The sequence below is a fragment of the Streptomyces sp. NBC_01446 genome, from assembly GCF_026340095.1.
In the GTDB taxonomy this organism is placed as follows: domain Bacteria; phylum Actinomycetota; class Actinomycetes; order Streptomycetales; family Streptomycetaceae; genus Streptomyces; species Streptomyces aureus.
On the sequence record NZ_JAPEPO010000001.1, the window covers coordinates 1,681,126 to 1,698,621 of the forward strand.

General features: G+C 71.7%; 13 protein-coding genes and 2 pseudogenes. 7 read left to right on the forward strand and 8 right to left on the reverse strand.

All coding sequences use genetic code 11. From position 1 onward, the window contains the following. Nucleotides 1–15 precede the first annotated feature (15 nt). A complete protein-coding gene (locus tag OG456_RS07590) occupies nucleotides 16–1,179 on the forward strand; it encodes a magnesium and cobalt transport protein CorA (RefSeq protein ID WP_266558483.1) in 1,164 nt (387 codons plus the stop codon). 147 nt (nucleotides 1,180–1,326) lie between these two features. On the opposite strand, the gene OG456_RS07595 is transcribed toward OG456_RS07590, so the two are convergent. From OG456_RS07595 to OG456_RS07610, 4 genes and pseudogenes are all read right to left on the reverse strand, one after another. Continuing rightward, nucleotides 1,327–2,676, reverse strand: a complete 1,350-nt coding sequence (locus tag OG456_RS07595) for a diacylglycerol kinase family protein (RefSeq protein WP_266569108.1) — start codon at nucleotides 2,674–2,676, stop codon at nucleotides 1,327–1,329. 29 nt (nucleotides 2,677–2,705) lie between these two features. Beyond that, a complete protein-coding gene (locus OG456_RS07600) occupies nucleotides 2,706–2,897 on the reverse strand; it encodes a hypothetical protein (protein WP_266558485.1) in 192 nt (63 codons plus the stop codon). Between the two features lie 256 nt (nucleotides 2,898–3,153). Further along, a pseudogene (locus tag OG456_RS07605) lies at nucleotides 3,154–4,987 on the reverse strand (molybdopterin cofactor-binding domain-containing protein). Beyond that, nucleotides 4,984–5,818 (reverse strand): annotated as a pseudogene (locus OG456_RS07610) (xanthine dehydrogenase family protein subunit M). The pseudogenes OG456_RS07605 and OG456_RS07610 overlap by 4 nt, the downstream one beginning before the upstream one ends. Before the next feature lie 261 nt (nucleotides 5,819–6,079). On the opposite strand from OG456_RS07610, the gene OG456_RS07615 reads away from it, so the two are divergent. After that, the gene (locus tag OG456_RS07615) at nucleotides 6,080–6,541 is read left to right on the forward strand and encodes a VOC family protein (protein WP_266558487.1); all 462 of its coding nucleotides are present in this window, start codon (nucleotides 6,080–6,082) and stop codon (nucleotides 6,539–6,541) included. Nucleotides 6,542–6,567: 26 nt separating this feature from the next. Here the strand turns inward: OG456_RS07615 and OG456_RS07620 are convergent, their stop codons facing one another. Continuing rightward, nucleotides 6,568–8,394: a bifunctional sugar phosphate isomerase/epimerase/4-hydroxyphenylpyruvate dioxygenase family protein gene (locus OG456_RS07620; protein ID WP_266558489.1), complete on the reverse strand. Its 1,827-nt coding sequence runs from the start codon at nucleotides 8,392–8,394 to the stop codon at nucleotides 6,568–6,570. Between the two features lie 60 nt (nucleotides 8,395–8,454). After that, complete coding sequence (locus tag OG456_RS07625; protein WP_266558490.1) at nucleotides 8,455–9,330, reverse strand: shikimate dehydrogenase; 876 nt, start codon at nucleotides 9,328–9,330, stop codon at nucleotides 8,455–8,457. A gap of 126 nt (nucleotides 9,331–9,456) precedes the next feature. Here OG456_RS07625 and OG456_RS07630 point away from each other — a divergent pair, with 126 nt between their 5' ends. The 3 genes from OG456_RS07630 (at nucleotide 9,457) to OG456_RS07640 (ending at nucleotide 12,773) form a co-directional block, all read left to right on the forward strand. Continuing rightward, nucleotides 9,457–10,122: a TetR/AcrR family transcriptional regulator gene (locus OG456_RS07630; RefSeq protein ID WP_116508338.1), complete on the forward strand. Its 666-nt coding sequence runs from the start codon at nucleotides 9,457–9,459 to the stop codon at nucleotides 10,120–10,122. Nucleotides 10,123–10,339: 217 nt separating this feature from the next. Further along, nucleotides 10,340–11,704 carry an MFS transporter gene (locus OG456_RS07635; protein ID WP_266558492.1) on the forward strand — a complete coding sequence of 455 codons (1,365 nt, stop codon included), beginning with the start codon at nucleotides 10,340–10,342 and terminating at the stop codon, nucleotides 11,702–11,704. A gap of 139 nt (nucleotides 11,705–11,843) precedes the next feature. Beyond that, entirely contained in the window at nucleotides 11,844–12,773 is a 930-nt protein-coding gene (locus OG456_RS07640) for an oxygenase MpaB family protein (protein ID WP_266558494.1), read from the forward strand. Here the strand turns inward: OG456_RS07640 and OG456_RS07645 are convergent. After that, nucleotides 12,746–14,239, reverse strand: a complete 1,494-nt coding sequence (locus OG456_RS07645) for a hypothetical protein (RefSeq protein ID WP_266558496.1) — start codon at nucleotides 14,237–14,239, stop codon at nucleotides 12,746–12,748. The genes OG456_RS07640 and OG456_RS07645 overlap by 28 nt on opposite strands. Before the next feature lie 601 nt (nucleotides 14,240–14,840). Between OG456_RS07645 and OG456_RS07650 the strand changes: the two genes are divergently transcribed. Continuing rightward, on the forward strand, nucleotides 14,841–15,641 hold the full coding sequence (locus tag OG456_RS07650) for a polysaccharide deacetylase family protein (RefSeq protein ID WP_266558498.1): 801 nt from the start codon (nucleotides 14,841–14,843) through the stop codon (nucleotides 15,639–15,641). 28 nt (nucleotides 15,642–15,669) lie between these two features. On the opposite strand, the gene OG456_RS07655 is transcribed toward OG456_RS07650, so the two are convergent. Next, the gene (locus OG456_RS07655; RefSeq protein WP_266558500.1) at nucleotides 15,670–16,884 is read right to left on the reverse strand and encodes a cytochrome P450; all 1,215 of its coding nucleotides are present in this window, start codon (nucleotides 16,882–16,884) and stop codon (nucleotides 15,670–15,672) included. A 137-nt stretch (nucleotides 16,885–17,021) separates the two neighbouring features. On the opposite strand from OG456_RS07655, the gene OG456_RS07660 reads away from it, so the two are divergent. Next, nucleotides 17,022–17,462, forward strand: a complete 441-nt coding sequence (locus OG456_RS07660; RefSeq protein WP_266558502.1) for an SRPBCC family protein — start codon at nucleotides 17,022–17,024, stop codon at nucleotides 17,460–17,462. The last annotated feature ends 34 nt before the right edge of the window (nucleotides 17,463–17,496 follow it).

Below are 17,496 nucleotides of genomic sequence, written 5' to 3' on the forward strand. Positions count from 1 at the left end.
ACGCAAGGCGGAGACATGGCAGAGCGGCGGGCCCGCCCCGGAGCGGAACCGAAGAAGTACATGTGGCGCCGCACCGCCGGACAGCCGCCGGTGAACCGACCCCGGCCCGAAGCCACTTCGCCCGCGCCCGCCACGCCCACGAACCCCGTGTCGGAGACGGGCAGCGTGGTGCAGGCGGCGCTGTACCGGGACGGGGTCCGGGTGTCGTCGCCCGCGACGCTCGCCGAGACGTTCCGCGAGCTGGGCGAGCAGCCGGACGGCATGGCATGGATCGGCCTGGCCCGCCCGACCGAGTCCGAACTCCTTTCCCTGGCGGACGAGTTCGACCTGCATCCGCTCGCGGTCGAGGACGCGCTGGAGGCACACCAGCGGCCGAAACTGGAGCGGTACGGGGACACGCTGTTCGTCGTCCTGCGCGCCGCCCGCTACCTGGACGCGCCGGAGGAGGTCGAGTTCGGGGAGCTGCACGTGTTCGTCGGCGCGGACTTCGTCATCACGGTCCGCCACGGCGCGGCGCCCGACCTGTCCGGCGTGCGCCGCCGCATGGAGGACTCCCCCGAGCTGCTGAAACTCGGCCCCGAGGCGGTGCTCTACGCGATCCTCGACGCGGTCGTGGACGGCTACGCCCCGGTCGTCGCCGGCGTCCAGACGGACATCGACGAGATCGAGACGGAGGTGTTCAGCGGTGCGCCGGAGGTGTCCCGGCGCATCTACGAACTCTCGCGCGAGATGGTTGAGTTCCAGCGCGCGACCCGCCCCCTGGTCGGCATGCTGCACGGCCTGATGGCGGGCTTCGCCAAGTACGGCACGGACGAGGAACTCCAGCGCTACCTGCGGGACGTGGCCGACCACGTCACGCACACCAGCGAACGGGTCGACGGTTTCCGCCAGGCCCTCGCGGACATCCTGACGGTGAACGCGACGCAGGTGACCCAGCAGCAGAACGCGGAGATGCGGGCACTGGCGGAGGCGGGCTTCGAGCAGAACGAGGAGATCAAGAAGATCTCGTCCTGGGCGGCCATCCTCTTCGCCCCGACCCTGGTCGGCACGATCTACGGCATGAACTTCGACCACATGCCGGAGCTGGGCTGGGGGTTCGGCTACCCGTTCGCGATCCTGCTGATGGCGGTGGTGTGCGTGAGCCTGTACTTCATCTTCAAGCGGCGGGACTGGCTCTAACGACGAGCAGAGCCGGGGCGGCAACGAGGCCGGCCACCGTGACGGTGTTGAAGACGAACGCGATGCACGAGTAGGCGGTCACGGTCCGGCGCATCCCGTACACGTACCGCTGGAGCACCGTGCCCCGCGTCGATCGGCGGGCCCAGGTCAGGCGGGGGTCTGCTCGTCGTCGCTCCGCTCGGCGCGACCGAGCGCGAGATCGATGACCAGTCGCCAGTTCATGGCCGGTGCAGGTGCGACGACGCCGGGACGGTCGCGCGGTACCAGGACCCGCAGCGCGCCCGGGCGCAGCGTGCACACGACCGGGGTGGGCATCTGCAGCGCCTCGCCGTCGACCGCGACGGGGATCTCGTCCGTCCCCGCGGTCACCTCGACCCGCTGTGCGGTCATGACGGTCAGCCCCGTGGACTGCGTGCCCCGCACCGCCAGGTCGGCGGCCTGCGCGGCGTCCTCCACCCGGATCCCGAGCACCCCCAGCTCTCCGTCGTCGAGACTGGGCCGACGGCCGCCGACGCTGAGCTCGTCGGGTGGGGCGTACGGGTTGTTGCTGACCAGCAGTGCCTGCTGGGCGGAGAGCACGGTGCCGTCGACCTGCGCGTCGAGCCGTCGCACCCCTTCGCCGAGCAGCAGGTCCGGCATGAGGGACAGCGCCGTGCCCGCCTTGTCGTCGCGGTACTCGGGCCGTTGCACGACGTCGGCGTACACCCCGAAGGACACGGTGTTGACGAAGGCACGGCCCCCGACGTCGCCGAGGTCGACCCGGAGCTCCTCGCCGTCGGTCAGCGCGTCGAGGCAGCGAGACGGATCGGAGCGGTCGAGGCCCAGGTCCATGGCGAAGTGGTTACGGGTGCCGGCCGAGACGACGAGGAACGGCAGGTCGTGCGCGGCCGCGACCGCCGCCACCAAGGCCTGGGTGCCGTCCCCGCCCGCGACGCCGAGCAGGTCCGCGCCCTCTGCAGCGGCGCGCCGGGCCAGCGCGGCGACATCGGCCGGGGCGGAGGGGTCGAGCAGGATCACCCGCGCGCCGAGTTCCTCCGCCCGCTCGACCAGCCCGAAGCGGCCGACCTTCCCGCCCCCGGACTTCGGATTCATGATCAGCACCGGCCGGTTCGGCGGGGGCGCAGCGATCGTCCGCCACGGGCGTTCCGGACGCGATCTGCGCAGCGCCGCCCGGGCGAAGCCCGCCGCCGCACCCCAGCACAGACACAGGCCCAGAGCCGTCAGCCACAGACCGTCGTGCGCGTAGAGCACCAGGACGGCGACGGGTGCCACGACCGCGAGGAGCGCCCCGAGCAGCCGCACCGCGCGGCGGTGCGCCACGAACCACCAGACGCCCGCGGCGCAGGCGACCAGCCCGAGGAGCCCGGCCCCGACAACGACGAGCCCGCCCTCCCCCAGTGCCAGCACGAGCACGGCCACCGACCCCATCGCCGCGAGCAGGGCCAGACGCGCCAGCAGCCGCGCGGCCCCACTCCCCTCGGGGCCCTTCGCACGCATCCTGCCCATGGTGTCCTCTCCGTGTGCCTTCAGTGGGGGTTGTCGGCGTGCCACCCGGCGTAGTCGGCGACCGCCGTGGCGACGTCGAAGGCCGGGGCGAAGCCGGTGTCTTGGGTGAGCAGGCCGGTGTCGGGTGCGTAGCAGCAGTCACCGCCGTCGCGAGCGGGACCACTGATACAGCCGTCGACCGGGACGGCGTGGGCACTGAACACCCTGCTCATGTCGGTCCTTCGCTGGTGATCACATGGCTTGAGGGAACTCGAGGAGAGTCGAACGAGGCAGCGGGGGCGGTAGCGGCGGTGTCCGCCATGGCTAGATCCTGTGCTGTCCGGGACGCCTGGACAACCATGGCCGCCACATGGGCGCTCCGTGTCGGCTGCGTGCGAACCGGCGTCTGCTGCCGTTCCTCTCCCGTTCCGCCCGTTCCTCTTCCGTTCCGCCCGAGATCCGTTCAGGCCGAGATCCGTTCAGGTCGAATCAAGTGCCCGGAACGGAGTCGTGCCGGTCGAGGGCGAGCCAGACGCGGTCGCGGGTGACCGGCACCTCGGTGAACCGGATGCCGGTGGCGTCGCGCAGCGCGTTGGCGAAGGCGGGGGCGACCGGGTTGAAGGGGCTCTCGCTCATCGACTTGGCGCCGAGCGGGCCGATGGCGTCGGTGGTCTCCATGAAGTGGACCTCGGTACGCGGGACGTCGGCGTACTGCGGGAGGCGGTAGCGGCGGAAGGCGGCGGTCGTGACCTCGCCGCGGTGGTCGACGCGTACCGTCTCGAAGAGCGTCGCCCCGAGCGCCTGCGCGACGCCTCCCTCGACCTGGCCGCGGCACTGCGTCGGGTTCATGACCTTGCCCGCGTCGGCGGCGTGGACGCTGCGCAGGATGCGGATCTCGCCGGTGTCGGGGTCGACGGCGAGGCGGAACCACTGGGCGTTGAAGGCGACGGAGCGGGGCGAGCCGCCCCAGTGGCCGTCGGCGGCCACCTCGTCCGTCGCGCCGTTCGCCTCGGCCGCCTCGTACAGCTCCTTCAGCGTCACCACCCGGCCCGCGCAGTCGACGGCCTCGGCCCCCAGTACGCACAGGTGGCGGGCGACCCCCGTGCGCCGGGGGGCGAAGGTCCGCAGCCGTTCGGCGAGCGAGCCGGCGGCGAGGAGGACGGCCTTGCCGGCCACCACCGTGCCCGCGGAGCCGAAGGCGCCGGTGTCGTGGCGGACGACGTCGGTGTCGGACTGCCGGACCGTGAGGCGGTCCTCGGTGGTGTTCAGGGCGCCTGCGGTGATCTGCTTGTGGACGGTGGTGGTGCCGTTGCCGAACTCGGCCGTGCCGACGGCGATGTCGTACGTCCCGTCGGCCAGGAGCGACACACGGGCGTCGGCGTAGTGCCCGCCGGGCGGCCCGGTCGCGATCATCGCCAAGGCCGTGCCCTGCCCGACCAGCCAGCCCTCGGGGGCACCGGCGCCTACGGCAACCACGGCCCCGTCGGCAGCCTTCCTCGGCGGCCTGTTCGCTGTCGGCGACCACGGCGGCGACGCGCTGGCCGACGTGGCGGACGGTGTCGTCGAGGACGCGGGTGTCGTCGGGGTCCTCGGTGGGGTGCTCGTGACGGGCCGAGGAGTACAGGGTCCCGGGGGCGTCCTCGTGGGTGAGGACGGCGTGCACGCCGGGCACGCGCAGGGCGTCCGCGGTGTCGATGGAGACGATGCGGGCGTGCGGGTGCGGGGAGCGCAGCAGCTTCATGTGGAGGAGGCCGGGCACCTCGACGTCGAAGGTGTAGCGGGCGGTGCCGGTCACGACCTGAGGGCCCGCGGGCGCGCCGAGGCTCTTGCCGACCGCCTTGCCCGCACAGGGGCGTTCGGTGTGCCGCACGCCCCGCACGGAGTCCTCGATGGCGCGGTATCCGGTGCACCGGCAGATGTTGCCCTTGAAGGCGCGGGGCAGGTCGTCCAGTTTGCCGTCGTCGTGTTCGGTGCCCCGCTCGGCTTCGAGGGCGGCCGTCGTCATCAGGAATCCGGCGGTGCAGAAGCCGCACTGGAACCCCTGGGCTCCGAGGAACTTCTGCTGGACGGGGTGGAGTTCACCCTCCGGGGACGCGAGGCCCTCGACGGTCGTCACGGAGCGGCCCTGTGCCCGTACGGCCGGATACAGGCAGCTGTGGACCGGCTCCCCGTCCACATGGACCGTGCAGGCGCCGCAGTCGCCCGCGTCACAGCCCTTCTTCACCCCGAACCAGCCGCGCTCGCGCAGATACGTACGCAGACACTGGCCCGCCCGCGGCTCGGTGTCGAAGCGCTGGGCGTTGACCTCGATGTCGAAGCTCATCGTGCACCGTCCTGGGAGAGCCGGGTCAGTTCATGGCGGACTTCCTCGGCGAGGCGGAAGCCCATGTGCCGCCGCCACTCGGGCAGTCCGTGGATGTCGTCGAACCAGTCGTCCTCGCCCACGGCCGCCTCGATCGCCCGCCGGAGTTCGCCCTTGTCGGGCGGCAGCGGGAACCAGAGGCGGAACGGCCGCACGGCCGCCGCGCTGATCGTCACCGGCCATCGACCCGTCCACCGGATCGAGCGTCCCGATGACCAGCGCTCCCGAGCGGCCGAGCCCGTGCAGCGACGCCTGGCGGAAGGCCGTACGGCAGCCGAGGGCCCGCGCGGGCACGGTGACCGAGCGGAGCAACTCGCCCTCGCCGAGGTCCTTGCGGCCCGCGCCGGTGATGAAGTCGGCGACCTTCACGGTCCGTCCCACCCCTGCCTGCGACTGGAGCAGACAGGTGCCGTCGAGTGCGGCGGTCAGCGAGATCATGGGTCCGGCCGGCAGCCCGTTGCACAGGTTCCCACCCACGGTCGCCATGTTCCAGATCTTGAACGAGGCCAGAAAGGCACGGCAGCACTGCTCGATCAGCGGCGCCGCCGCGGCCCCGAACTTCCGCCCGAACCGGGAGAGTTGGGCGATGGTGCACGTTGCCGCGATCTCCAGCGAGCCGTCCTCAGCGAGGGTGAGTGACTCCCAGCCCATGCGGCTCAGATCCACCAGGCGCCGCAGATGGGGCTGCGGCTCGGAGAACAGGTATGTGCCCCCGCCGAGCCATGCGTCGCCCGGTTGCCACGGCTCACGCAGCCGCGCGTCACGTACTTCCTTCACCGTGTTCAGATCCATGTCTCCAACGCCCCTCAGCTGCTGCCTCACAGCCAGTGAAGCCGGGAGGAGGGCCGGAAACGACTGGTGCACCACACGGAAAACGTCACCCCGGCGCCGTGGGTGTTGGTTGAACGACCAAGCAGCTTTCGGCTCCGGCACACCGGGATAACGGACCCAGCCTGTCCGCGTGAAGTGTCAGGGTGGCTTCAGGGACGCGGACGCGCTGTCCCGCGGATCTCTTGCCCGCACACACGCACCCCACTGAGAACGGAGCACTCTGTGAGCCGCCACATCCAGGTCACTTTCGACGCCCACGACCCGAGGTCGCTGTCCTCGTTCTGGCGCGACGCTCTGGGTTACGTCCACCCCGGGCCGCCCGGCGTCGAGGTTCCCGAGGGCGCCGACCCGCTGGCCGCGTGGGACGACTTCCTCGCGCGGATCGGCGTACCGCAGGAGCAGCGCAACACGCGGTCGGCCATCGAGGACCCGGACGGGCGGGGCCCGAGGCTGTTCTTCCAACAGGTGCCGGAGGACAAGGCCGCCAAGAACCGCGTCCACCTCGACGTCCGTGCGGCCCCCGGTCTCGAGGGAGAGGAGCGGATGACGGCGCTCGAGGCCGAGTGCGCCCGGCTCGTCGCGCTTGGCGCCGCGCGGGTACGCCGCGACGAGCCCGCTCCCCCGCTGAGCACGGGCTACATCGTGATGACCGACCCGGAGGGGAACGAGTTCTGCCTGGACTGACGCGTCGCGGCGGTACCGCGCGGGGCCTACCTGCGTCCGGGGCGCAGTGCGTGCTGGGCGGCGAGGCGGACGGGAGCGTTCTGGGCTCCGTAACCGCGGTATCCGCCGTCGCGCTGGACCACTTCGAAGAACACCCGGCCGACCGTCTCCGTATAGAAGTGCCGGAAGGTGCCGTGCTCGTCGCGGTCGTAGAGGATGCCGAGCTCCCGGTACGTCTCCGCCTCGCCCGGGGCGAACTCGAAGCGCGCCGCCAAGTCGTCGTAGTAGTTGGGCGGTACGGGCAACGGGCGCCCGCCCGCGTCCTGGAAGTCGCGCGCGGCGGCGACCACGTCGTCCGTCGCCAGGGCGATGTGCTGGGCGCGGCCGGCGTCGTCGGCGGGGCCGGCGCCGATGCCGAGGGCGATCCGCACCCTGCCGTCGTCGTTCGTGACGGCGCGGCTGCGCAGCAGCCCGTAGGGGTCGGCGACGTCGACGCTTTCCTGGGGCCTGAGCCCGAGGACCGTGCGGTGGAAAAGCGCGGCCTCGTCGAACTGGTGCCAGGGCTGGGTCAGGGCGAGGTGGTCGATGCGCAGGACGGCGCCCCGCGAGTCCCGGTCCGCGGCGCCGTCTCCGGCGCCGTCTCCGGCGCCGGTCAGGGGTGGGAAGTCCTCCCGCCAGTTCGGCAGGCCCGCCCGGTCCGTCGCGCAGAAGAAGATCTCCACGCCGTCGGGCGCCGCCACCGCGTCCAGCGGGGCGTCCTGCGGTGCCCGGTGACGCGGCAGTACGGGGGCGAGGAGCGACTCGGCGCGGGCCGCCGCGCCCACCGGGTCGGGGGATTCCAGGCCGAGCGCGGCGAGGGCGAGCCCGTCGCGGTGGCGGACCGGATCCGTGGTGACGAGGATGCGGGCGTCGCCGCGCTGCCACAGTTCGACGGGCTTGCTGCGGTGCCTGGCCGTCCGGGCCAGGCCGAGCGCCCCGAGGAGCGAGGACACGGCACCGGCGTCCGGGGTGGTGAGTTCCGCGAAGGCGAAGCCGGTGGGCTGGACCGGTGCGGGCGGCGCCGCGATCCCGGCGGCCTCCTGGAGGAGCATCAGGGAGCGCCGGGCGTCGACGGCGGTGGGGCCCGCGTCGGCCTGCCGGAAGACGTCGTTGAACACCTCCAGCGACAGCGGGCCCGTGTAACCGGCGTTGATCACGTGCCGGACGAGTCCGGTCACGTCCAGGCCGCCCTGCCCGGGGAAGCAGCGGTAGTGGCGGCTCCACTGGAGCACGTCCATCGCCATCAGCGGGGCGTCGGCGAGCTGGAGGAAGAAGATCTTCTCGCCCGGGATGGCCTCGATGCCCTTGGGGTCACAGCCGCGGGCGAGGATGTGGAAGCTGTCCAGACAGGTGCCGAGCGCCGGGTGCCCCGCCGCCTCGACGATGCGCCAGGCGTGCTCGTACGTGCTGACGTGGCGGCCCCAGGCGAGTGCTTCGTAGGCGACGCGGACGCCGTGTTCCTGCGCCGACTCCGCGAGCCGGTGGAGGTGTTCGGCGGCGAGCGCGTCGTCGTCGACGGCGAGGGGCGAGACGCTGGAGCACACCAGGACGGTGTCCGTGCCGAGCCGGTTCATCAGCCGGAACTTGTGCTCGGCGCGGCGCAGGTTCCGCTCGAACTCCTTCGGCGGCACGGCCTCGATGTCCCGCATCGGCTGGTAGAGGTCGACGGTCAGGCCGAGGTCGGCGGTGCGGGCCCTGATCTCCTCGGGGGTCAGGGGACTCGCGAGGAGATCGTTCTCGAAGATCTCCACCCCGTCGAATCCGGCGGAGGCGGCGGCGGTGAGTTTCTCGGTCAGGGATCCACTGAGCGAGACGGTGGCGATCGAGGTGCGCACGGCGGTGCTCCTTGGGAGGGGACGGGGTGGAGGTGGACGAGTCGGCGGTGGCGGGCGGGGTCAGCCCCGTGCGGCGGCCGCGCCCGCCAGTTCGGCGATGTCCGCGAGCATCCGCGTACTGTCCGGCTCGCGGCGCGTGAAGAGCCGGAACGCGTCGGCGGCCTGGAACACCGCCATGCCTCCGCCGTCGAGCGTGGGGCAGCCCAACTCCCTTGCTGTGCACAGCAGTTCCGTCTCCAGTGGCCGGTAGACGACTTCCGCGACCCACAGGGACGGGCGCAGCAGGCGGGCGGGGAGCGGAAGTCCGGGGTGGGCGGCCATGCCGGTGGGTGTGGCGTGGACGAGGCCGTCGGCGCGGGCGAGGTGCTCCTCGATACGGTCCGGGGTCGCGGCGGACGCGCGGCCCTCGCCGAAGTGCCGGTTCAGCGACGCGGCCAGGCCCGCGGCGCGTTCGGGCATCGCGTCCACGACGGTGAGGTGGCCGCCGCCCAGGGTGAGCACGGCGTGCGCGACGGCCGCGCCGGCGCCGCCCGCGCCGAGCTGCACGACCCGGTCGAGCGGGGCGTCGGGCAGGCCACGGGCGAAGGACGCCGCGAAGCCGGTGACGTCGGTGTTGTGGCCGACGGCGCGCCCGCCCTCGAAGACGACGGTGTTGACGGCGCCCAGCGCCTCGGCCTGCGGGGCGAGCTCGTCGAGGTGCTCGATGACGAGCTGCTTGCAGGGGTGGGTGATGTTCAGGCCGTCGTAGCCCACGGCCCGGGCCGCCCTCACCAGGTCACCGACCTGGTCAGGGGCGGCCCCCAGGGGGTCGATGTCGATCAGCCGGTAGAGGTAGCGCAGGCCCTGGCGGTCGGCCTCCCGCTCATGGAGCGCGGGGCTCAGCGAGGGGCCGATGCCCGAACCGATCAGACCGACGAGGCAGGAGTCCTGAGGCACGATTCTCCTAATGTACGAACTGGTTCGTTAGTAATACCAGGAAGGCGGCATCCTGGAAAGGGCGCCACTCACCGGCCCCGGCGCTGCTTCTACAATCACCAGCACCGAACCGACCCGGAGGAACGCATGGCCACAGTCGAAGAGCCGACGCGACCCGCCGGACGGATCCGCGACGCCGCCCGCACCAAGGCCGAGATCCTCGACGTCGCCACCCAGGAGTTCGCCCGCGCCGGTTACACGGGCGCCCGCGTCGACGAGATCGCGGCCCGCACCCGCACCACGAAGCGGATGATCTACTACTACTTCGGCGGCAAGGAACAGCTGTTCACGGCGGTTCTGGAGCACGCGTACTCGGCGATCCGGCAGGCCGAGCAGGAGGTCGACGTCGACCACCTGGACCCGGTCGCGGCCATCCGCCGGCTCGCCGAGCTCACCTTCGACCACCACGAGGCGCATCCCGACTTCATCCGCCTGGTCGCGATCGAGAACATCCATGAGGCGGAGCACATCGCCGCTTCCGAACAGCTCGGCGCGCTCAATTCGCCCGCGATCGAGGTGATCCGGCGCATCCTCGACGCCGGGCGCGCGTCGGGCCTGTTCACGGCCGAGATCGACGCCGTCGACCTGCACGCGATGATCAGCTCGTTCTGCTTCTTCCGGGTCTCGAACCGGCATACGTTCGGCGCGCTCTTCGGCCGTGACCTGGTGGCGGCGGAGCAGCGCGAGCACTACCGGACCATGCTCGGCGACATGGTCATCGCCTATCTGACGGCGGACCGCACCGAGGACTGAGGCCGGGCGCCGGGCGGGTGGCCCGTGCGGAAGTTTTCGCGGCCCACCTCTTGACACGCGGGTAACGCCAGCGCAACATCCGTAGCCAGCCGCTACTAACTACCCAGTGGGTTAATTAACCGCACCGCCCCATCCCCGGGCCGGCGAAAGACACCACGACACCACCCCGCACCCCTCCGCTCGCTTCACCGCCGAAGCGTCCCCCTAGGAGTACGCCGTGACCGTCCCCTCCCCCGGCGCCGCCGCGCCGCCACGGGCCCCCGAGGGCCAGCCGCGCAAGGCAGCGCTCGCGGCCTGGACCGGCAGCGCCCTGGAGTACTACGACTTCTTCATCTACGGCAGTGCCGCCGCGCTGATCTTCCCCAAGGTCTTCTTCGACGAGTCCGACCCGGCGAACGCGACGCTGCTCTCCCTCGCCACCTTCGGCGTCGCCTACGCGGCCCGCCCCGTCGGCGCGCTCTTCCTCGGCCACATCGGCGACCGGCTCGGCCGCAAGAAGATCATGGTCTTCACGCTGATCCTCATGGGTCTGTCGACGTTCCTCATCGGCTGTCTGCCGAGCCGCGCGCAGGTCGGCTCCCTCGCCCCCCTCCTGCTCGTGCTGTGCCGTGTGCTCCAGGGCATCTCCGCCGCGGGTGAGCAGGCGAGCGCGAGCTCGATGACGCTGGAACACGCACCACCGGGCCGCCGCGGCTTCTTCACGAGCTTCACCCTCAGCGGCACCCAGGCCGGCCAGCTCATCGCCACCCTCGTCTTCATCCCGGTCGCGGCCCTGCCCGAGGACCAGCTGCTCTCGTGGGGCTGGCGCGTCCCGTTCTGGCTGAGCGTCGCCGTCGCCGTCGTCGGGTACGTGATCCGGCGCTCCCTGGAGGAGACCCCGGCCTTCGCCCAGCAGGCCGCGACCGAGGGCGTCGTGAAGCTGCCGCTGGCCGTCCTGCTGCGCGACCACTGGGCCGACGTCCTGCGCGTCGTCGCCGGATCCCTGATCGCCTCAGTGAGCACGATCTTCACCGTGTGGGCCCTGTCGTACGCGACGAGCGACTCGGTGGGCATGGACCGGTCCGGGATGCTGTGGGTGGGCGCCCTCGCCAACGTCGCGGCCCTCGGCGCGATCCCGCTCTGGGCGAAGCTCTCGGACCGTATCGGCCGCAGGCCGGTCTACCTCGTGGGCGCCGTCGGCAGCGCCGTGCTGATGGCCTGCTACCTGTGGGCGATCAGCACGGGGTCGTACCCGCTGGTCCTCGTCCTCGGCATCCTCACCTTCGGCGTCGTGTACAGCGCGGCCAACGGCATCTGGCCGTCCTTCTACGGCGAGATGTTCTCGACCCGGGTGCGGCTCTCCGGCGTGGCGATCGGTACGCAGATCGGCTTCGCGGTGGCCGGGTTCGCGGTGACGTTCGCCGCTCAGATCGCGGGTCCCGGCGGCGACGACTGGTCCGCGGTCGCCCTGTTCACCTCGGCGCTCTGCGTCCCGCCGGTCATCGCGGCCCTCACCGCGCGCGAGACGCACCGGGTGCCCGCGGAGCAGCTCGGCCTGAGCCGGCAGGCCGAGGCCGCCGGCCGCGTACCGACCAGGGTCTGACCCGGCCCCCTGGCGTCCGGAACCCGAACTGCCCTGCGCCGCCCCGCACTTCACCGCCGGCATTCACAGCGCGCCGAAGCGGTCCCGGTGCGGCGGCGGCGCCGTAGGGTTGATCTCCCGGCCACAGATGGGGGATGGCATGCAGCGCTACGAACGGCTCCGGCAGATCCGGCGGCTCGACCCGGACCGGGACTGGCTGACGATCTACCGGCTGACCGCCACCTACGAGTTCCCCTGGGACCTCACGCGGGCACTGGAGCTGGCGCTCTACCGCACCTACGCCGTACCGAGCATCGGCCAACTGCTCGACCGCACAGCGGAACTGACGGAGCGTACGCAGAAGCGGTACGACGACACCTCGCTCCTGCTCGACACCGTCGTCGAGCACGGCTTCGACAGCATCCAGGGGCGCACGGCGATCCGCCGCATCAACCAGATGCACCACAGCTACGACATCAGCAACGACGACATGCGGTACGTCCTGTGCACGTTCGTCGTCGTGCCCAAACGCTGGATCGACACCTATGGCTGGCGCCGCCTCTCGCGCCACGAGGTGATCGCCTCGGCGCACTACTACCGCACGCTGGGCCGGCACATGGGAATCCAGGGCATCCCGGAGTCCTACGAGGAGTTCGAGACCTGCCTCGACGCCTACGAGGCCGAGCACTTCGGCCGGGACGAGGCCGGGCGGCGGGTGTCGGACGCGACGCTCACCCTCATGGCGTCCTGGTATCCGGGCGTCCTGGAACCGGTGCTGAAGAAAGCGACGGTCGCGCTGCTCGACGAGCCGCTCCTGCGCGCCTTCGACTACGAGCCGCCGAGCGCTCTCACACGCACGCTCGTGCGGGGCGCCGTCCGCCTGCGCGGCCGTGCGGTACGTCTGCTGCCGCCCCGCCGCGCGCCGCACCAGGCCCGCCAGAACTGGGAGATCAAGAGCTACCCGAAGGGCTACCGCGTCAGTGAGCTCGGCACGTTCCCCACGCCGGGCCTGCGCGGCTGCCCCGTCCCGCAAGCGGCGCCGCCCGGCGAGGGGTCAGCCGATCACAAGCCACCGCCGCGCACGACGTAACTGCACTGCGTGTACGAGTATCCCGGCCTGATCTCGCTCCCGGCGGCGCGGTCGGAGATGGCCGCCGTCGTGTCCGCGCTGTGCTTGTGGACGAAGTGGTAGCTCCCGGCGGGCAGCCTGATCGTGACCTTCGGGTACTTCCTGTTCGCCTTGCAGGCCTTGCTCCTGCCCGCCGACTCGCTCGAATACATCGCGCAGGAGCCGCAGGCGGCCAGCTTGACGCTGCCGGTGACCGGGCCCGTGTAGAGGACCTCGACGGGGCCGGGGCCGTCGTTGCTGACGACGAGCGTCATCCGGGCGCCGCCCGGACTCCCGGCGGGCGGAAGGTGATCACCGGCGGCGGGCCGCAGCCCGGCGATCTCGGCGGCGATCGCGATGTCCTCGGCCCTGGCCCGGCGCTTGCTGTTCTTGTACGTGTCCGCGAAGTCGGCCAGGGTCTTGCGTGCGTCGCCGAACTTCTTGTCCTTGAACTCGTCGAGTCCGCAGGCGTAGACACCCTTCTCGACAGCCTTGTCGACGTCGGCCGCCACGCCCGCCCCCGCATCGTCCGGGAGCGCGTCGGCCGTCCGACCGATGCCGCGCAGTTCGTCCGTGGCGGTGCAGGGTTCGGCGCCGCCGAGGCTGCGGTCGCGTGCGGCGACGGCGTCGCGCAGGGCGCCTCCCACCTGTCCCGCCTGCTCGGACTTCGGGAACGTACGCAGGAGTTGGCCGAGTTCACCGCCGTCGGACCCGGCGGCCCCGGTGCCGAGTCTGCCGGTGCCGCACGCGTAAAGGGAGGCGGCGAGGGGCTTGTCGGGCCACGTGGCGAGGGAGCCCAGCACGTCGCGGTCCATGTGCTTGCCGGGCACGGTCCGCAGATAGGTGAGCGGCTCGATCGCCTCGCAGTCCTTCTTGTCCGTGTACGGCTTGGCGACGGCCTTGTAGTAGGCGTCGAGCCGGTCGGGGACCAGTCCGGCGGCCTTGGATCCCGCGTGGTCGTGGGCGAGTTCGCGGTAGCCGGCGAGCGCGGTCGTGTAGTCGGCGCGGCCCTCGGCGAACGTGGTGCGGGCGGCGGCCTTCGCGACGAGCGCGTCGGCGTCGCCGAGGCGGCCGAGCAGCATCTTCTCCACGGCGTCGTCGCGCGCCGCGCCGTACGCGACCACGCCTCCGGCGGGCACGGCGAGCAGTACGATTCCGAGAGCCAACGCCACAACTGGGCTGCGCAGCGGAGTAGTTGCGGCTCGCCGCGCCGCGTCCAGGGCGGCGACGAGCAGCAGGAGCCCGTACCCGACGAGGAGCCCGGCCGGTACGCCGTCGGGTTCGGCGGGCAGCGCGAGCACGAGCAGCGCGGCGGTGGTGGCGAGACAGGCGGCGGCCAGGACCCAGCGCCGCAGGAGGAAGTAACCGGCCCCGAGTCCTGTGAGGTTGAGCAGACCGGCGGCCACGGCCCGCACAGGATCGGCGGGAGCCTTGGGTGCGGGGGCCACCGGTGGTCGTGGCGGTGGCGGTGGCGGTCCGAATGCCGGCGGACGGGTGGGCGGGGGCGGGGCGGCGGGGTACGCCTGCGGCGTCGTGGGGCTCGGTGGTCGGGGTGCGGCCGGTCCGGACGCCGACCACGTCGTGACGGGCGCCCCTGACCCGGGAGGCCCGGAACTCGGCGTGGCACCTGGGCCCGGATCCGCGCCGGCGCCACGGTCGGCAGCAGCCGAGCCGCCCGGGCCGACCTCCGGCTCCGGCACCCGCTCCACCGCATCCCGGGGAATCGCATCCGCCGGCACCGCGTCCTGCGGCCCCCGCGCCCTCGATCCCGAAGGCGCCCCTGACCTCGATTCCGAATCCGACCCGGATCCCGACCCCGCGTGCCCGTCCCCCACACCCATATCGGTCCCCCAACCGTCAGGCGCCGCGCCAGAGGGACACCATCCGCAACGACGCACGCGCTGTCAATCGTGCGCGCACACCCCGGCCGGGACCTCCCCGCCACGACCACCGGGCGGATCGGTACCCGCCCGACGACATCGCAGCAGACCGGACGGCTATACACCCAGGCTATACATCTCGCGTATACACGCTATGTATAGTCCTCACATGCCTACCGCGATTCAGAAGATGAGGAAACCCAGGGCCGCGTTCCACGCCGCCGCCGCGCTCTTCACCGCAGGCGCCCTGACCTTCGGCCTGAGCGGCTGCACGTCGTACGACACGACCGCCCCGAGCGGTGCCAGGGCCGACAGGAGCCACGCGGACGCCAAGAACGCGGGGGCCTCGCTGGGGACCGTCGACTGCCGCAAGGCGAAGTGCGTGGCGCTCACGTTCGACGCGGGCCCGAGCGAGCACAGCGCGCGGCTGCTCGACATCCTGAAGGAGAAGCACGTCCCCGCGACGTTCTTCCTGCTCGGCAAGAACCACATCGCGAAGTACCCGGATCTGGTCAGACGCATGGAGCGCGAGGGGCACGAGGTCGCGAGCCACACCTGGGACCACAAGATCCTCACCGACATCGACGACGCGCAGATACGGGAGGAGTTCGAACGGCCGGACGACGCGATAGAGAAGCTGACCGGGAAGCGGCCGACGCTGATGCGGCCGCCGCAGGGCCGCACGAACAACCACGTCAGCGAGCTCGCCGAGAAGGAGGGGCTCGCCCAGATCCTGTGGAGCGTGACGGCCAAGGACTACACGACGAACGACTCGGCCCTGATCAGGAAGCGCGTCGTCGACCAGACGAAGCGCGACGGCATCATCCTGCTGCACGACATCTACCCGGGCACCGTGCCCGCGGTGCCCGGCGTCATCGACGAACTCAAGGCGAAGGGCTACGTGTTCGTGACCGTGCCGCAGCTCTTCGCGCCGGGGAAGGCCGAGCCGGGCAGGATCTACCGGCCCTGATACCGCCTCCCCCGCCTCACACGGATCCCTACAGGGTGACCCTCAACTCGCTGTAGCCGTAGCCGATGAAGGACTCCACGTGCGGGGCCGCGCCCTCACTCACGTCGAGGGCCAGGCCGGGGAAGCGCTCGAACAGAGCGGGCAGCGCAATCGCCGCTTCGAGGCGGGCGAGCGGGGCGCCGACGCAGAAGTGGACGCCGTACCCGAAGGCGAGGTGCTCCTTGTCCACGCGCGTGACGTCGAAGGATGCCGCGTCGTCGCCGTGGCGGAGCGGGTCGCGCCCGGCCGAGGCGTACGTCGCGAGGATCGGGTCGCCCTGGGGGATCTTGACGCCGTCGGGCAGCTCGATGTCCTCGACGGCGTACCGCAGCGGCAGGTTGGCGATCGAGGGGGCCCAGCGCAGGGTCTCCTCGATCACGTCGCTCCAGGGGATCTCGCCCGCGAGGACCCCGGCCAGCTGGCCGGGGTGGCTGAGCAGGGCCTGCACGGCGTTGCCGATGAGGTTGACGGTCGTCTCGTGACCGGCGCCGATGACGAGCAGCAGCGTGTCGATGAGTTCCTGCTCGGTCAGGCCCGAGCCGTCCTCTTCGTCGCGGGTGGCGATCAGGACACTGGTGAGGTCGTCGGCGGGCGTCTCGCGCTTGAGGGCGACCAGACCTCCGAGGAGCTCCTGCACCTCCTGCCAGACGGCCATGGCCTGTTCGGGCGTGACGGTGGTGTCCATGATGCCCGCGATGAGGCGTGCGGCGTCGGCCTGGCGGTCCTCGGGCAGCCCGAACAGCTCGCAGATGACCTGCATGGGCAGCGGGTGCGCGTATGCGGCGCGCAGATCGGCGCGGCCGTCGGGTGCCTCGGCCATCCGGTCGAGGAGGCCGGCGGCCAGCTCCTCGATGCGGGGGCGCAGGCCGTCGGTGCGGCGCTTGGTGAACGCGGGCGAGATCAGTTTGCGCAGGCGGCGGTGGTTGCTGCCGTAGGCGGTGAACATGTTGGTCACACCCACCCAGGAGTTGACCCAGGTCTCGCGGAACTCTCCGTTCATCCAGGCGGGCCAGTGCTGGTTGGGGTCCTTGGACACGCGGTCGTCGGCGAGGAGCTGTTTGAGGACCGTGTACTGGGTCGGGGCCCAGGCCCGTATACCGCCCGGAAGTTCGACGAGTGCGGCGGAGCCGCGCGTGCGCAGCAGTTCGGCCTCCGCGTGGAGGCCGCGGCCCGCGGGGTCGATGACGTGGGGGGCGTGTGTCATGTGGCGCTCCAGCCGGCGTGGGGGATCATGATCAAATCGGCACAACAGATCGTAGGGTCTTAGGAGTTAGGAAGCACGGAGATCCGGCGCGCGCCGGGCAGCACCGGGAAGGGCGCCCGCGGTTCTAGGATCCGGGCGTGGCCTTCTTCCGAATCACCCGTGAATCGCCGCTTTCCGCCGCCGAGGCGTGGCGCCGCATGACGGACTGGGAGCGGCACGGGGACGTCGTCCCTCTCACCCGCGTCAGGCTCGCGACCCCGCCCCCGACCGGCGAGGGCACCGTCTTCGTGCCGCGGACCGGCGTGGGGCGTCTCGTCTTCGACGACCCGATGGAGGTCGTCGACTGGGCGCCCCCGTACGGCGATTCGGCCGGGCGGTGCCGCCTGGAGAAGCGCGGCACCTTCGTCACGGGCTGGGCCGAGATCGAGGTGGCGCCGTACGGCTCCGGGTCCTTGGTCGCGTGGCGCGAGGAGATCCGCGTGAGCCCGCTGCCGCGATGGTGCGACCCGCTGCTCGCGAGGGCGGGCCGCATGCTGTTCGGACGTGCCGTCAAGAAACTTCTGCAGTACGGGATTTGAGACCGCCGATCGATACCCCCGGCCTCTTCTGGTC